Here is a 17,379-nt window from a genome sequence, read left to right as displayed (position 1 = left end):
GATATTGGAATAAGATTGCAGGTTGGAACCGGTCTTTAAAAGCGAACACTATCATTTCTCCGGAATTCCTCTACCCTCCGCTATGTCCGCACTTAGCGCCGGCCCCTAATTTTTAGATGGAGCCAGCTTTTCCCACGATTCCTTTAAGACTTTTCCGTCCGGGCGTCCGAGTAAGTGTACTAATTCTTACGAATTCCACTTCACTCCATTCCACTTTACTTTCCTGCCCCCCGAGACCCGGGCCGGCCCCTAAATCCCCGCTTCCTCCAGCAAAGCACAACCCGCAGGTTCAGCACGATTACCACGCATTTGGACTGATCCCAACTTTGAATACACGTTATACACGACAAAAGAAATTCATAATTTCCTGCACAAAAAAGGACCGGCCCAGTTGTTCGGGGCCAGTCCTGCATGGTGTTGCTATTTTAAGGAGAATGTCATTTTATCGAGATTGCCGATATACATCAGGCTTGCTGTAGTAGAGCCTTTGAAAACCACGCAAACGTCCTGCTCACCGCTAAGCGCCCGCTTCAGATCCGCACCGGCTGTTTGGTACGTGCCCCAGGCCCCGCCTGTATTCGGCATATTGACCGTACCGATCACTTCGCCGTCTTTATTGTTTAATCTGATTTCGGCGGTGACATCCGCCGGCACCCTGTTCGCAGGGGCATCATATAGAATCTCTACATGATTTTTGCCCTGCGCTCCGAAGTCGACCTTGCTGAAGTTGATCCACATGCCGGTAAACGTGTTGCCGACCATGGTTCCTCCATTGTTGGATTCAGTCATGAGCCCCCTGCCATTGAACGTATTCAGCTCCTGGGACCAGTTGCCCGCTCCGCTCTCAAATTCCACGGTCGTATCCGGCTCTGCCGCGCGCAGCGAAAAGCTGGCGTTGTCGACGTTCGCGATATACTTGAAGGTGGTGTCTGTGGTACCGGTAAGCACCAGATACACATCTTGAATACCGGTCAGCTTCTGCGTCAGATTGCCCGTAGCCGTAGCATAGGTCCCCCAGCCGTTTGCCGTCGGAGGGATGGCAATTCTGCCGGCCAGGATGCCGTCCACGCTGCCGAGTCGAACTTCTACCGCAGAGTCGGCGGCACAGTTGCCGCTGTTGCCAGAGTACTCTATGGACAGCTGATTGGCGCCATTGCTGCCGAAATCCATCTTTTTGTAGAGCATCCAGGCCCCGCTGAAGGTGTTGGCGACCTGCTTGCCGCTCTTGCCGGCTTCGGTCTTCAGTGGAGCATGATTCTCCGGATTCAGCCCTGTAGACCAGGCATCGTAGCTCTCCAGCTCAAGCTTGGCATAATCGGTCCGGATCTTCTCGAAGCTGAAGCGGTCCAGATTCCCAATGTAGGGATGATTGCTGTCCGTACTGCCCTTCATCACCAGATAGATATCCTGCTTGCCGGTTAAGGTTTGGCTCAAATTCACTCCGCTGGTTGCGTAAGTGCCCCATCCGTCGCCTGTAATCTTAAGTGCAGCTGTACCCAGCAGCTCACCATCCACACTGCCGAGTCTAACTTCAACTGCACTGTCTGCGGGCACTCTGTTCTTAGGCGCATCGTACTCGATGGTCACTCTGTTCTTGCCCTCTGTCCCGAAATTAAGGCCTTTATAAGCAATCCAGGCACCTGTGAATGTGTTGCCGACCGTAGTTCCGCCATTATTGCCCTCTGTCTTCAACGGGCCGTTATTAAAAGTATTCACAGCCGTTGTCCAGCCGCTGTTGCTCTCGAACTCGACGGTCAGCACCTCTCCCGGTTCTTCCTCGCCGTCTTCCGGCATGGCAGGCGCAGGCTCCTTCTCCGGCAGAGGCAGCGGATCAGGGTATTCTCCGACCGGCGTTTCCGGTTCCTCCGGCTGCGGGTCAGGATCGACCGGGGCTTCCGGCTCCGGCAACGGCTGCGGTGCAACCGGCTCTGCCAGCCAGGTGGAGTCGTAGACATCGCCGTTGTAGGCATCTACAAGGTAAACATTCACCTTGTATTTAGCAGCATTCACGTTGAAGATCTGTGTCAGCCGGAAGTCTCCATTCTGCACAGGAACACTGCTCGACAGCAAGGCGTGATCCTTGCCATCCATCAGCTGATAGACAACCAATGCCGAGTCGTGATAGTCACCCGTCAGCCTGCCGGAGACATTCACCTGCAGGTTGCCCTTCTGCTCCACCTTCACCGCAAGCTCGTACACATCCCACAGGCGGTCGCCGGTATACGCTTTGTCAGAAGCCAATACACGCCCTGCAGCGAGGTCCAGACTTTCATTGGCTTTGACTCTCACCTGTACCGCCCCAGCCTTATACGCGCCGGGTCCAATACTTTGCGGATTCGCAGCCGCCGTCTTCCAGCTCCTGCCGCCGTCTGTACTGTATTCGTAAGCGGCTGCTTCCTCAAAGCCCGGAACAGCAGTCCAGCCGAAGGTATTCGCTTCATCATCGGCCACCGGAGCGGTTGGCGCCTCCGGCACGCTCAGGCTGCGGGTTCCCTGAAGACTGAAGTCGAAGGCAATATCCGAGCTGCCCGCTGCCGACTGGTGAACCTCCGCTGTCAGCAGATTCGTCCCTTCAACAAGATACGCCGGATCGACAGCATAGACATTGCGGTCCCGCTCATCGTTGACTGTGACGTTGGCGTAAGTGCCGTAGCCCGCTTGGCCGGACGGCATATTCGTGCGGATAATCTCGTGTCCGTTCAGGTACACAATCGCACCGTCATCGCGGATGAGGCTGGCCTCAAGGGTTGCAAAATCAGCTGCGTCCTTAACGTCAAAGGTCGTGCGGAAGTATGTCGTGACATACTTGTTGTTCGCATCCGGCCCATAGCCCACCCGGGTTTTCACATTATTGAATTTGTCGTAGCCGAGCATTGCAGGTCCGGAAGCCCAGCTGCTGTCATCGTATTCCAGGCTGGTCCAGCCTGTTCCGGCTTCCCGCCCCTGATCGAAGTACCTCCAGGTTGACTCTCCGGCGATCAGTTCCTTGCGGAGCAGCAGGTTGTCGAAGTCCGCCGAGAAATCGGTTGTCGGCGGCGCGGCAAGAGACGACGCCCCCCATTTCGTATTTGGCTCCGCGCCCATTTCAAGCTCGAACTCTCCTCCGGCCATCACATCCTCATAGCTGATCCAGGCCTGATCGAAGCTCTGTCCATTCAGCTTCGCGGACTGGATGAACCGGTTATCGCTGGAGACATTGTCCGCCTTGATCGTAAAGGTCTTGCCTCCGTCCAGATGCAGCTTCATTTCAGAGAAAATCGGTGATCCCACCAGATAATACGGGTCCCCCGGATTCCCCGGATACAGACCCATGGCGCTGTAGACAAACCAGGAGGACATCGCTCCGGCATCGTCGTCCATGGATTGCAGATACCCTTCCGGATCATCGCGGTATACACGGGATTTCATCGGATAGGCGTACAGCCCGTGGTTATGGTACTTCTGGGTTACCACTTCAGTTGTGTATTCTCTGGCATAATACTGGGTCAGGTAAGGCATACCCAGATAGTTGAACAGATACGGCACATGCAGATCCGGCTCATTAATAGCCATATACTCATCAATGGCGAAGAAATGCTGGAGGTCTTCAGCCATTTGTCTTTTGCCGCCGATCAGCTCAGCCAGTCCGTTAATATCCTGGGGCACGAACCAGCGGTACGTCCACAGGTTGCCCTGGTAGGCAAACTTGTCAACAGGTGTGATGTCGTTCTGGCTTACCGTCCCGCCATTCGGTGTAAAGAAGCCGCGTTTCACCCCCTTCTCATCTGCCTGGCCGGCATTCCAGAGATTCTGGTAAGACAGGGCGATTGGCTTATATTTCTCGTAAGTCGCTTTGTCGCCGATCATCCCGGCAAGCTTCATCGGATAATACGCGCTGTACGCTTTTTCCAGCTTGCCGGAGATTTCACTGTCGCTGACAGTATAGTTGTCCGTGTCTACAGACATGCCTTGCAGCGCGGTGTATACATCGGAGCTGTTGAAGTCGAAGCCTTTGGCGTATGCATCAAGGATCACCGCACCATTGAACTCATTGCGCACGGTCGGGCTGGGCCAATATCCGTCACCCCACTGTGCATAGGAGCCTCTGGTCTTGTACACATCGATCATCGATTTGACCATATTCTCAAATTTCCGGGGCTCCAGCAGGGAGTACAGGGAATATTTACGGAAATCATCCCAGGTGGTCCAGCCGTTGTAATACTCGAAGTCTTCGCCGATCCCGGAAGTGCTGCGGATCGTATTCTCATCCCTCGCGGCCCGGAAGGTCCCGTCTGAGCCGGTTACATTATTCGGATGAAGATACGCATGATACAGCTGGGTATAAAATACAGTTTTGTTCTCTTCATTGCTGTCGGTAATTTCAACCTTGTTCAGCATGTCGCTCCACAGACTGCGTGTCTTCGCATGCTGGGCAGCGAAATCCCAGCCTTCGATGTCGTGATCGCGTTCAAGCTGCGCCTGCTCCACGCTGACCGTGGACAGACCCACCTTCGCCTGCACTACCTTGGCCGCCGCTGTGTTGAAGTTCACCCAGACTCCGCTGTTCGAGCCGGTACGCGTTGCTTCGGTTCCCACCGCGTCACCTTGCCAGGAGGAGTAAGATTCAAAATCATGATCGAACTGAATGGAATAATACATCGTGTAGTAACCGTGCCCGCACACATTCTTGGACTGGATCATCCCCGAAATCGTATTATTGTTCTCCACCTTCAGATTCGCGTCCACCATTCCGGCGTAGGAATTGGACAGATCAATAAGCACAGAGCCATCCGTTTCGCCTGCCGGGAACGTATAGCGGTGAAAGCCGACATTCCGGGAGGTGGTCAATTCGACGCCGATGCCTGAAGCAAGCTGCACGGCGTAATATCCGGGGGATGCCGTCTCGCTTGCCTTGTCGTATTTCTGCTTGTATTCGCTGCTGTTCTTGGTAAAAGACTGCGTCTCGGGCATCATCAGAATATTGCCGCCCGCACCGCTGCACCCCACGCCGCTGAAGCGCAGATGTGAGAAGCCCTTCAGATACTGATTCTGATAGTAGTAGCCGCTGAAGGCTCCTCCATCACTGTCCGGTCCCAAGGAAACCAGGCCAAAGGGTGTTGTGGCGCCCGGATTCGTCTGCCCGTTGTCGCCCAGAGTGTTAATGAACGGATCTACATACTCCACCGGTTCCAGGTTCCTTTGCGGGTAGGCCGGGGACTTGTCCGTAGTGGTTCCGAATACCTTGAATTCATACAGACGGACCGTATTGCTGTCATAGGCACCCTTATCAATGTAGAGTCTGACGTACCTGGCAGTAAATGCCGGCACATACCGGTCGACAATTGTCTGCACATTGTCCGTGACGAAATCGACGGTTTCCCACACAGTGCCGTCCACGCTCTTCTGCAGGCGGAAGTCCTTGGTATTCCAGAAGGGGCTGTTGCCCGATTCATTGATCGCTGCATTCATGACAATCCATTCGTTGATGTTATACTCCCGGCCAAGATCCAGGCGCAGCCACTTCTTGGTGCCCACGGAGTTATCGCACCATTTCGTGTCGGTCTTGCCGTCGACGGCGAAGCTTGCCTTCTCATTGTCATTGCACTGTCCTGAAGCAGTAGCCTGCGCATTTAAGGCCACGTTGACGGTCTCTGCCGCATCCTGTACGGTGACACCTGCCGGCACCGGAACGGAGGCCGCCGAAGCGGCTTCCGGCAATAACGGTCCAACTGTGGCCAGGAACAGGAATAATAACGTCATTGCGATTGAACTAAGCTGTTTGCCCATTGCCTCTGTTATCCCCCCTGATTTCGTATTATAATGTGCCGTCCTGCAGCAGCCGGTTGATCATTACAGCAACTTCCGCCCGGGTAACCGGGTCCTGCGGACGGAAGCGGGAACCATCGCCCTGGATGAGCCCAAGCGTCCAAGCCTCCTGGACCGCCGGCAGTGCCCATGAAGAAATGACCCGGCTGTCGGCAAAATCAGGCTTCGCCTGAACCGTTCCGGCGAGACTGAAATGCTCCGCAGCCCGCACCAGAGCCGTAACAGCTTCCTCGCGCGTAATCGGATCAGCCGGTCTGAACTTCCCGCCATAGCCCGAAATAATTTCCATTTGCGCTGCTGCGGCTACCTGCTGGGTATAATATTTGCCTGCGGCGACATCCGAGAACGGATTAGCTGCTGCGCTGGCCGTGGCCTTGTCCGCCCATTCCATGGAACGCATGATCAGGGAGACGAATTCCGCCCGCGTAATGCTGCGGGCCGGTTCATAATGCTGCTCGTCCACACCGGTGGCGATATGCTTCGCCGCAAGCGATTGAACCGGGTTCTCCGCCCAATGTCCCGTCAAGTCGGCGAACACTTTTTTATACTGAAGCACTGTATAGTAAGAGAAATGACTGGCCTTGAAGTTAAGCGTGCCATCAACAATGCTGCCCCCGGCATACTCGATCCTCTGTCCGTCCACATAATACGCCCCGGCAAGATCAGCGGCGATGGAGCTGATTCTCTCCGGTGCCAGCCTGAGGCTGACCTGGACCGGCTTGTTCATCTTGTGAATTTCAGTAGTCTTGCCTCCGGCCACATCCTCAAGCACAGCAGAGAGGACGACTCCTGTTGCCGTGTAGCCCGAGCTTAACCGGAGTGACTCGGCAACCATCGTACTCGCTTCGCCCGTAAGGGCAGTGTTCAGCGTAATGCGGATTCGCGACTCCTGTCCGGTGGAAGCCGTGATGGACCCTGCCGGGTACAGCATCGTAAGATTGCCGGATGTAATCCGCAAATCCTGCTTCTGATTCCAGAGCTCTTCCAGAGACACTCCCGGCAGCTCCAGGGCAGTACCGGCTTGAGCGGCGGAGGCGGGCAGCTCAACCGTTACCAAGCCCGCGTTCTGCCGGATCGCCTCGCTCATCGTTTCACTGCCCAGCCATAACTGTCCGTTCGGTCCCGGCTCCGGCTGAATCGTGGAGCCGCCGGCCTGACCGGCGTCAACCGGAATTCCTGCCGGTGCCGGTGTCGACGATGGAGTATCGGTCGCCGCGGGTTCGTACGACGGCGCAGGTGCCGGTGTTGCGGTTGGTGCCGCGCTTGGCGATGCCGTCGGCTTCGCTGTTGCCGTTGCGGTTGGTGCCGCGGTTGGCGCTACAGTCGGTGTTGGCTCTGCGCCAAGCTTCCCGACTACCGAGAACGTCCCGGTCTGCTTGACCGTACCGCTGCCGGCAATAACCGTGTACACGCCATAAGGAGCCGCGTCTTCGGCAGCCGGAAGGGTTACTCTTGCAGAGTAGCTGCCTGCCGAAGGAAACAATACATCCATATACAAAACGGTCTGATCGGGGCGCACCATTTTAATTACGATATTGCTGATGCCTTCCGAAGCTGTTCCGGACAGCACGATGTCTTCTCCGCGCAGAACCTCCTTCGCACTCAGGCTGAGCGTGAAGGAGTCCGCCGCGAAGACGGAAGCCGGAGACAGCACGAACAGGAACACCAGTAGGGCAGCTAAATATTTCTTCACCGTTGTTAGTCCTCTCTTTCTCTTCCGTTACTGTAGCTCGATCGGTTGTGCCAGATGGACCGGAACCTCAATGTCACTGTTGAATGCATCGAATACGAAGACCTTCACCCTGTACCCTGCTCCGCTGACGTTGAAGTACTGGGAGATGCTCAGCTTGCTCTGCTGAATCGGAATCGCATTGATCAGCAGCGGCGTATCTCCGTCGAACAGCTCGAACACTGCATAGGCCTCACCGCTGTAGTCAGAGCGCTGCTCCACAGTAACCTCAACCTTCATCTGATTGCCGCGGTGCACGGAGCCGGTGACGGAATATGAGTTATGAATGCTATTCACTGTAAAAGCCTGGCTGGACACAAGCGGTGCTCCCGCAGGAATGCCCGCAGCCTCGTCCTCCTTGATACGCACCATGACCATTCCGGCAGGGTAATCGGCATCCTCCAGCGGCTGCGGATTTGCCGTAACCGGCATCCAGGTCTTTCCGCCATCGGTGCTGTATTCGTAATCAGCCAGGTCCGCATATCCGGAGACATTCGTCCAGCCGAATGTATTAAATCCGTCGTTGACCACTGCTCCAGTCGGTGCTGCCGGTCGGCCGCCGCCAGTAGTTACCGTGCTGGCTGCCGAGTTGTCCCGCTTATCGACAGATTTGACTTCAAATTCATAAGCCCGGCTGCTGTCAGCACCCTCGACAAGATATTGATAGTTCTCACGGCCCTGCTCCACCGGAACATACACGCTCCAGTTCATGCCGAGCTTGCCGTTCTTCTCATAAATCCGGAAGCCCCGGATGGCATCCTCAGTGCTGCTGTCTGCCGGTTTGGTCCAGGTGAGAACCGTCTTCCCGTCCCCCGTTCTGCCTGCGGCCAAGTCTTCGACAGGCTTGGGTGCACTGTCATTCCTGACAATCGTGTAGGTATCGAACGGGGCGGCCTCACCGGATCTGTACGATTCAACAGTGAAGCTGTTCTCTGTGAACTTGATTCCCGAGTAGATTGGCACCTTCGGCTGCTCAAACACCGCCGCATAGTATTTATCCAGGTTATTGTTCACATCGTAGTATTTCGTGCCTGCAGCATTATTGACAATATACATCGTTCCGTCCGGATTCAGCGGATTGCCGCTCTCGTCTTGCTCTATATCCGCAACCGCCTTGTCCCCGTACATCTGATAGGATCTCATGTAAGTATGGTCATGGCCCTGCAGGACAACGTCAATGCCAAGCTCGTCAAAGACCGGGTACAGGGTCTGGCGGAGGGCCAGAATATCACTGTCCACGGAATGGCCGCCAACCGAGTAAATCGCCTTATGGAACGCGACTACCTTCCATTTCTTGCTGGTCTGCGCCACCTCTCTGCGCAGCCATTCAATCTGCTGCTTGAAGGATTCCTTCTGGCGGTCATCCCAGCCCATATCCATCGTATTGATGACCATGAAATGAGCATCGCCGTAATCATAGGAATACACGCTGCCCGGAGGCAGAGGGTCCTCAATTGAAGCATTCGGATAATTGAAATGATAGTAATAGTTGTCGTTGTACGGCCCTTCATGGTTCCCCACAGCCGCCATCAGCGGAAGGTTCATCAGCTGAGCCTGCGGCTTGCCGAAATAATCCAGCCACTGGTATTCCAGCGCACCGGCATCCACCTGATCTCCGGTCATCATTAAAAATTTGGAATCCGGATAGTCCGCAAGGCCGTTCTTCAGCGTGTTGGCCCATACTTCGTAATCACTCGAGCTGCCGCCTTGAGAGTCTGTCATATAGAGGAACTCAAACTCTTTTTCACTGTCCGCTTCCGTAGTGAAGCTTCCGGCAGCACTCCAGTTGCCGTCGCTGCCAACGCGGTAATCGTAGGCGGTACCCGGAGTCAAGCCGTCTGCAAGCACCTTGTGGCTGATAAAGGAGCCGTTCTCCGAGTTCGTAATTTTCAAATTCAGCACCAGTGTCTCTTCCGGCTTGCCCGTGTAACGCATCACTTCGTCCGACTCGAAGCTCTCCCCGGCCGGAACAACCTCGACAATGCTGTCCTTCACATTAGCCGGTGCATTCTCCGGAAGCTCATACGGCGTATACCATGCGAAAGCGCGATTCGTCTTAGGGCTTCCGTTGAAGGACATTGCAATAGAGATCGGCGAATAATCTGCGAATTCCGAGCGGTTGTCCAGTGTAAAAGCAAAGCTGCCCACAGCCGCTCCCGCCAAGGTCTGCAAGCCGCCGTTGCCGTCATACCGGACATTAACCGCGGTTCCGGGTGCGATCTGCTCATTCAGCTGCAGCGTCAGCCTGGATGCATTCCCCGCATTGCTCTGAACTGCCGTAACCGTCCGGGCTTCTTCGCCCGCAGTAACCGTCAGGTGAGCAGCCAGATCCTGCGGCAGATTGCCCAGTTCCTCTGCAAACTGCAGCTCGCCCTGATCCCCGGCTGCCAGCAGCGTGCCGCTCACAGGCCCCGTATACTCCGCCGGAAGGAAGAAGGCGGCCGCCGGAACGATCTGCTTCGCTAGGCTTGGGCTGGACCACCGCAGGTAGAGATTCGAGCCGCCGTTATTTTCAAAATATTCGATTTTGAATTTATATTTCTTCCCGGCCTCCAAATGAACCGGAGCACTCGTCTGCTCCAAATCCCACTTGTTCTCCCAGAATGTGATGACCGGCTGATTCATATCCCCGATATACAGCTTGAAGCCGTTATCTCCTATTAAGAAAAAAGTGTAATCCCCGGTAGTCGCCGGCATAATCTGCCCTGTCCAGCGCACCGAGCCTTCATCCTGTCTTCCGATCCGTTCCTGAAACACAGGCTCCAGGTTGCTGAAGTTAATCTGCGGATCAATGATCGTGGACTTCAGGACATCATAGGCAAAATCCCCGGCCGGGCCCTTATTGGTGTAGTATTCAGCCAGCAGGCCTTGGGTTGCCGCAGGCGCTTCCGAGCCTTCCAGCTCCAGCGAGAAGAACAGGTCTGAGCTGCTGGCGGCATTCTGATGCACCTCAGCGGCGATGACGTTCCTGCCTTCTGACACGAGGGACGGATCAATGGTGAACGAAACGGCATTCCGCTCATCTCCGACTGCGCTTGCGGCCAATGTGCCGGCGGAGACCGCCCCATCCGGCATATTGGTGCGGAACACCTCTGTTCCGTTCAAATAGATCACCGCGCCGTCATCGCGAATCAGCGTTGCAGCAAGCTTGCCAAGCTTGTCCGCATCATCCACCTGGAAGTCCTTGCGGAAATAGGCGGTGATATATTTGCTGCCCGAGTCCGGGCCGTATCCGATCCGGGTGTTCAGGTCCAGCCCTTTGCCGCTGCCTGCATAGCCAAGCGGCGCGGCGCTGCTCTTCCAGGCACTGTCGCTGAAATCCGCTGCGCGCCAGGCAGTACCCGGATCGGAGCCATCATCCAGGTATCTCCACGCACTGTTCTTGCCGATCAGCTTGGCCTCTTCGACAACCACTGTCGCCGACGCCTTATAGCTGCCGTCTTCCGTGGCCGCAGTGACGATGGCAGTGCCCGCACCCGTTGCCGTGATCATCCCGCCGGCATCCACACTGGCAATACCCGGATTGTCGGAGGACCATTCGTAATCCGGCTCCGCAGCATCACCGGGAGTGGCCTGCGCACTAAGCTGCTCCTGTTCACCCGTCACCAGAAATACCTGTGACTTATTCAGGGTAATCCCTGAGACTGCAACTTTCGCATCGGCTTCCCCCAGGACGCCAAACGCCTGAAATTCATAGATTCTGGCCGCATAATGGCCATCGGAAGGATTGGCATCACCGCTGTCAGTGATGTTCAGCTTGAAATACCTTGCGGTTACAGGAGCAGTTAATTCGTGGACAGTCTTATCGTAGACATTGCCGGTTACGGTAACGGCAGTAGCCCAATGAACATTATCATTGCTGGTTTCAATCGTATAAGCCCTGGTGTTGTATGCGGCCGGCTCGCCGCCTGCACCCGCATGCTGCAGCTCAAAACGGCTGACTGAGGCCTCGGCTCCCGCATCCACCTTCAGCCAGTAGAGGTTGCTTGCGGACGGAGAAGCGTTTCCCGTGTCATATGCCCATTTGGTAGTCTCTATACCGTCGATTGCATTTGCTGGCATTTCGGGTGACAGCGTACCGCTGGCCTCTGCGGTTACACCGGGCAGCAGGAATAGGTTGGATTCGTTCTGCACCGCTCCGGCACGCGGCATCAGATACATGCCATTGGCAGAAAATATCAGGAAACAGCACAGCATGACCAGCAGCCCGCGGCTTGCCGCCATTTTATTCCTCTTCAATCTCACAACTCTTCCTCCTAATCAAAATCTCTCTGGTATTATGCGCCAACCCATAGTTTTCCGGTAAGCATCTTAACAAGGTTACAACTTGAATGTTAATATTTATTCATATTTATGTATTTAAAATGTTAACTGTCCAATGACTGGCACTCATTCATCTTGAATTCGCACATAAATTAGATTATTATCTAATTAGAAGTTTATTGAATTACTTGTTTTTAAAAATTCACTTTCAATACAACCAAATCTTATTCAAAGCAGGTGTATCTATTGATTACTCTAGAACCCGTCCTGGACTCTGCATCCCCGGCGAGCGTTGAGCTTCAGGCCTCCATCCTCAACTCGCACCCCGCGTTCAACCTGATGGTGCTGCACAAAGAGCTCATCACTCCGGAGGAAATCACCAAAGAGAACAAGCAGAATGTTCTTGAAATGGGAGAGAAGCTGCTGTTCATCAAGGAGAACCGGCAATCCATCGGCATCATTGCCTACCTGCCCAGCAATCCTGGCGACAAGCATTGCTGGATCGGTCTTTTCATTGTCCATCGCGGCTTTGCCAGGCTGGGGATTGGGTCAATCGCACTTCATGCTTTTGAACGGAGACTGAAACAGGAGAATGTAACGAAGACCAGACTGGCGGTACAGCTGGAGAATTTAATCGGGGCTTCTTTTTGGCACAAGAGCGGCTATACCAATATCAAAAGCACCAAGGATCAGCACGGCAACAGGGTCAATGTGTACGAGAAGGAATTAGTTCGCTGAAAGCTCTTCTCCTTGTTAAACGCCAAGAAATGGTTCAAATCATCCATATTGTGGTAATAATTGGATAAAACAAGGAAGAAGGAAGCTTTGATGAATGAACCTGAACTTAATCCGGCCTCACCCGGCGATACGGGCTTTGGCCAGTCCGGCCTCGCCGCCCAAGCCGTCGACGCGATCGAGAATCTGTCCGGCGTTCACCCCGGCTACCGCCGGGCCCATGCCAAAGGAGTGTGCTGCCGGGCCATTTTCCGCCCGAGCGGCTTGGCCTCGCCGTTCACAACCGCCCCCCACCTGCAGGAGCAGGAAGTCCCGGCGGTTGTCCGCTTCTCCGGCAGCTCCACTAATCCCGTGCTGGCCGATGTGCTGTCTCCGGCCAAGGGCATGGCCGTGCAATTCTCCCTTCCCGGCGGAGGCGTCACAAATTTGACCGGGGCCACGTTCCCCGTCTTCTTTGCCCGGACGCCCGAATCATTCCTCGGCATCCTCAGGGCTGCACACAAGGCACAAGAGGGCAGGCTGGGTCCGCTTGAACTGATCAAGGAGATCACGACTCATTTCTCAGAGAGCAGAGAGAGTCTCTTTGCCATCAAAGCCCTGAAGCCGCCGGCCAGCTATGCCGAGAGCCGCTACTACTGCATTCATGCATACTATTTCGCAGACCCCGAGGGCGCCCTTTGGCCAGTGAAGTTCGAATGGTTACCCGATGCAGGAGTGCGGACGTTGTCGGTTCCGGCTGCTGCGCAGCAGCCTGAGAATTATCTCGCGGAAGAGCTGGAGCTGCGCTTCAAGGATGCTCCCGCTGTTTTTCAGCTTGCCGCCATCTTCGGCGGGGAAGGCGATCCCACAGATGATCCTACCCGCGCCTGGCCTGAGGACCGGCGGAGGATCGACCTTGGACGTCTGTACATTACCGGAATAATCGAGGAGCCCGCCGGACTTGTCATGGACCCTACGGCCATCCCGGCCGGAATGGCCCTGACGGATGACCCCATCCTTAACTTCCGCCATGACGCCTACAACGATTCCTACCGTAGACGAAGCGAGGGACGCTGAGGCTGCAGCTAAGCAGATTACACCGGCGTCGGGTTGTCCATTTTGTCTTTGACGCCCTGATAGGTTGACATGGAAGGGGCCGCCGTGTCCTCCGGTCCCATCAGGCCCGCCTTGAAGCATAGCTCCACCAGCTGGTGCACGCCGCTGTACTGCTGGCGGTTGCGCTGATTAATGCGGTCCAGCGCATGCTCTGCAACCACCTTTGCCTTCTCCAGGCTATGCTGTTCCACGGCTTCCACCAGCTCCTTCATTCTCTCCAGAAAGTAAACCGTCCTTCTCAAGGTGCGAATCAGCAGAATCTGCCTCAGATGCACCGCAGTATATATTCTGTAGCCATTCTCCGGATTTCTCAGCGGAGTCAGCAGCCCTTCCTTTTCCCAGTGCCTGATCGCCGAGGGCTTAACACCCGCAATCTCCGCAGCTTCCCCGATCGTCATCCGTGGATTGACGGGCTTGCCCTTGATTATGTTTATCCCGGGGTCCTGCAGCAGTATCAATGTCTGATCTGCTGCAGCTTTTTCCTCCTGCAGCTTGGCCTGCTCTGCACCCGCAAGCCACAGGGCCTGGTCCATGTCTGCTCGCTGAATGCAGCGCAGCACATCATAGGTCACCTTGTAGCCAAACCCGGGATTCATGGCCCGGAGACAGCGGAAATAGGCCAGGTGCAGCTCTGTAAACAAACGGTAGCCGTTAGCCGCCCTTTCCGGAGCTGGAACCGCACCCCGGGATTCATAATGCCGCAAAGCGCTGGTACTGATGCCAAGCGCTGCGGCAATCTCGGCCGGTTTGTAATATTGCATTCGTTCACCCCATTGCCTTCAGTCTGTTGATACTAACCTACCAAAGACCGGCACCGCCTGCAAACCTTCATATAAAACCCTCAAGTGCTATAAGAATCTCAAACCAAAAGCATTCAGGCATATCAGGGATTCTTCAGGCAAACCTTCTCACTTGCATCAATGTTGTATATTGGTTCTTGTAGACGATATCCACACAAAACTCTTATCTTGGAGGGGTACAATGCTAAAAGTACAAATGCATGATACAAGCTGGATCGGGGTCGAGATTCACGGAGCAGGACCTTGCCTGCTGCTCCCGGTGAACCCCCGGCCTGCTGAAGGGCCGCAGGCTGAAGAGATGATGAAATGGGGTGTTGACCCGGCGCTCGGGCGTTCGCTGATTGAGCGGCTCAGCGGCAGCTGCCGTGTGATCGCCTTCGACTACGAGGGCCATGTTCAACATGCGCCTAAGCCCGATACCCTGACGCCTGATAATATATCCAGAGACTTTCTCGCCATAGCCGATGCGGCTTCTGCTCAGCAATTCGCTTATTACGGCTACTCCTGGCTAGCATTGTGCGGCATGCAGCTTGCTCAGCGTACCAATCGTCTGTCGGCGCTTGCCATGGGCGGCTTTCCGCCTGTTGACGGTCCCTACAAGGAAATGCTGAGGGTGACGTTGGCTACACACGAGCTTGCCCAATCAGCACATGACAGCTCAGGCTCCTCCCCTGCCGCATGGGACGGGAGCACAGATGAATACGACTGGTCACAGGTTGAAGTCGCGATGAGCGAAGCACAGGCCCGGCAGTTCGTCACCTTGTATCAATCTCTGCAAGCCTTTGATGACCGGGCGGCTCAGGCTGGAATAAGCTGTCCCCGCCTCTGCTTCGCCGGAAGTGCAGATCTCATTGAATACGGCGAACGCTGGGGGGATGTACGGGTGGATATAGCCGGGCCGCTCATCCGCAGGCGCGCAGAACTGGAAGCGCTCGGCTGGGAGGTCGAAGTGCTTGAAGGGCTGGATCATACCCAGGCCATGCAAGCCGCACATGTCCTGCCCTTACTCCGTCCATGGCTGGATTCCAGGCTGTTGTCCTGAGCAACAGGCGCTGTCTTTAAGGGCAGCGCTTTTGAGCTTCTTGCTCCCAATAACGGCAAAATGACAACATCCGGCTTCAAAAAATGCTCCTTTGCCTAAAGCGCTACCGACATTGGCTCAGTCATCATTCAGGCCGCATTCACTAAAATATTGTATTCTTGTCATGCTGATTATATATTAGAAGCAAGATGCAAGACTTTAGGCCCAAAGACCATTCATAATGACTACTATTAGCAGGAAGGTGTAACTTATTGGGTTTTGTGGTATGGATTGATCTGATTTTATTTTTCGTTCTGTTTGCACTATTCGTCTATATTTTCGTTTCTGTTAACATCACGAATCTGCACAAAGTTTATTTAGCCTTCCACTTCACTATGATGATATGGCCCTTCTGCCAGTTTGCCGTCAAAACCACCGATAATTCCACCTACCAACTGTTTTATGTTAAGGCCGCATTCGTGGATTCGGCGCTGCTCAGCACAGGCTGGATCTTTTTCACCATTCTGCTGACCGGACAAACCCGGTTTCTGCGGCGCAGAACAATGCTGCTTCTCTCGGTCCCGGCAGTGCTGGCCTCGGCCGGTGTGATAGCCAATCCGCACAGCTGGTTTGTGCAGCCTGTCAACGGGGGTTATATTCAAAGAACCTACGGGCCTTTTTTTTGGCTTTTTATAACCGTAGTCATCATTCAGGTCATCATTTCGCTGTATGTCATCTCTGCGGCATTAACCCAGAATCTTGTCCCCCGTGTCCGGACACAGGTTATGCTCGTTCTTAAGGGCATTCTCACCGTAACGGCGTTTATCCTGCTTGATATTCTGCTGAATGTGGTGCTGGACCGGTATCTGCCCGTGATCCCCGGAATGACCTCGCTCGGCATTTTATTGTCGGCCAGTTTTTTTGTGGTTTCCATCAACCGGGACAAGGTATTTGACATTGTGACCATAGCGCATCAGGATGTAATGGACACGATCGGGCATGGTATTCTTGTGCTTGATGAACATGACAATGTGGTCGAGATTAACCGTTTCCTGTCCCCCTATATGCATCTGCACCGGGGCGAGCCTTTCGACATCGGTATTATTTTTCCGGAAGGCACACCCGGCGTTGAGTCATTCATTCAGGCATACCGCGAGCATCCGCTGGAGAGAAGCGAAATTGAAATCTTTCATACGTTTATCCAGCGTTATCTGAATATTCAGGCGGCGCCCATTATGATCAGCGGATCACGGGTGGGGCGGATCGTCACATTCCAGGATATCACCGAGCTGCAGCGGCTGATTCATGAAACCAATCACCAGAATAAGATCCTGCAGGAACGCAACCATTCCTTAATCGAGGTGCAAAAAGAGCTGTTCGAGACAAACCGGCAGCTGCAGCAGATGGCTGTCACCGACAGCTTGACCGGCTGCTATAACCGCCATTATCTGACGCAGCACCTTGAGGACGAGGTGATCCAGAACCGGGAAGCGCACATTTCTTTCGCGCTGATCCTGCTGGATATCGATTTCTTCAAAACGGTGAATGACACTTATGGGCATCTGGCCGGAGATGAGGTGATTTGCCAAACCGTGGAGGTGCTTAAGCAGGAATTGCGCCCAACTGATGTTTTAGCGCGTTATGGCGGAGAGGAATTCATTGTTTATATGCCGGATACCCGTGAATCCGAGGCGCTGCGTTTAGCCGAACATGTCAAGACACAGGTTGAATGGAATCAAATTGCGATCGCAAATACGGCCGGGCCTGTATCCGTTACGATCAGCATGGGACTCCTGACCATCAATGATTTCTCCCGGAAAACCAGCCTGTTCGAAGAAGTGGACCAAGCTCTGTATCAGGCCAAACATAAAGGCCGCAACCGGATTGTCCATATTGCACGCTGATACGCCGGCTGCTGTCATTCAACCGTT

8 protein-coding genes are annotated in these 17,379 nt (G+C 54.6%); 4 read left to right on the top strand and 4 right to left on the bottom strand.

Annotation, left to right across the window (positions count from 1 at the left end):
* Positions 1–420: 420 nt before the first annotated feature.
* Genes HYD27_RS24535 through HYD27_RS24525 form a run of 3 tightly spaced genes read right to left on the bottom strand, consistent with a single transcriptional unit; the run spans position 421 to position 11,779 of the window.
* Positions 421–5,766 carry a GH92 family glycosyl hydrolase gene (locus HYD27_RS24535; RefSeq protein WP_219219526.1) on the bottom strand — a complete coding sequence of 1,782 codons (5,346 nt, stop codon included), beginning with the start codon at positions 5,764–5,766 and terminating at the stop codon, positions 421–423.
* A gap of 28 nt (positions 5,767–5,794) precedes the next feature.
* On the bottom strand, positions 5,795–7,498 hold the full coding sequence (locus tag HYD27_RS32770; protein WP_219219523.1) for an S-layer homology domain-containing protein: 1,704 nt from the start codon (positions 7,496–7,498) through the stop codon (positions 5,795–5,797).
* A gap of 27 nt (positions 7,499–7,525) precedes the next feature.
* The gene (locus HYD27_RS24525) at positions 7,526–11,779 is read right to left on the bottom strand and encodes a discoidin domain-containing protein (protein ID WP_219219521.1); all 4,254 of its coding nucleotides are present in this window, start codon (positions 11,777–11,779) and stop codon (positions 7,526–7,528) included.
* A 264-nt stretch (positions 11,780–12,043) separates the two neighbouring features.
* Here HYD27_RS24525 and HYD27_RS24520 point away from each other — a divergent pair, with 264 nt between their 5' ends.
* Both HYD27_RS24520 and HYD27_RS24515 read left to right on the top strand, forming a co-directional pair.
* The gene (locus tag HYD27_RS24520) at positions 12,044–12,535 is read left to right on the top strand and encodes a GNAT family N-acetyltransferase (RefSeq protein ID WP_219219519.1); all 492 of its coding nucleotides are present in this window, start codon (positions 12,044–12,046) and stop codon (positions 12,533–12,535) included.
* A 90-nt stretch (positions 12,536–12,625) separates the two neighbouring features.
* Positions 12,626–13,588, top strand: coding sequence for a catalase family peroxidase (locus HYD27_RS24515; RefSeq protein ID WP_219219517.1), 963 nt, complete (start codon positions 12,626–12,628; stop codon positions 13,586–13,588).
* Between the two features lie 17 nt (positions 13,589–13,605).
* Here HYD27_RS24515 and HYD27_RS24510 read toward each other — a convergent pair whose 3' ends face one another.
* Positions 13,606–14,388 carry a TioE family transcriptional regulator gene (locus HYD27_RS24510; RefSeq protein WP_219219516.1) on the bottom strand — a complete coding sequence of 261 codons (783 nt, stop codon included), beginning with the start codon at positions 14,386–14,388 and terminating at the stop codon, positions 13,606–13,608.
* Positions 14,389–14,608: 220 nt separating this feature from the next.
* Here HYD27_RS24510 and HYD27_RS24505 point away from each other — a divergent pair, with 220 nt between their 5' ends.
* Together HYD27_RS24505 and HYD27_RS24500 are read left to right on the top strand one after the other, a co-directional pair.
* A complete protein-coding gene (locus tag HYD27_RS24505; RefSeq protein ID WP_219219514.1) occupies positions 14,609–15,469 on the top strand; it encodes an alpha/beta fold hydrolase in 861 nt (286 codons plus the stop codon).
* 260 nt (positions 15,470–15,729) lie between these two features.
* On the top strand, positions 15,730–17,352 hold the full coding sequence (locus HYD27_RS24500) for a histidine kinase N-terminal 7TM domain-containing diguanylate cyclase (protein ID WP_309242124.1): 1,623 nt from the start codon (positions 15,730–15,732) through the stop codon (positions 17,350–17,352).
* The last annotated feature ends 27 nt before the right edge of the window (positions 17,353–17,379 follow it).

Origin of the sequence: Paenibacillus sp. S150, from assembly GCF_019352175.1 — a bacterium.
Lineage (GTDB): Bacteria > Bacillota > Bacilli > Paenibacillales > Paenibacillaceae > Paenibacillus_AQ.
Note: the sequence above shows the minus strand (reverse complement) of the source record. Positions and strands in the feature narration are given on the sequence as shown.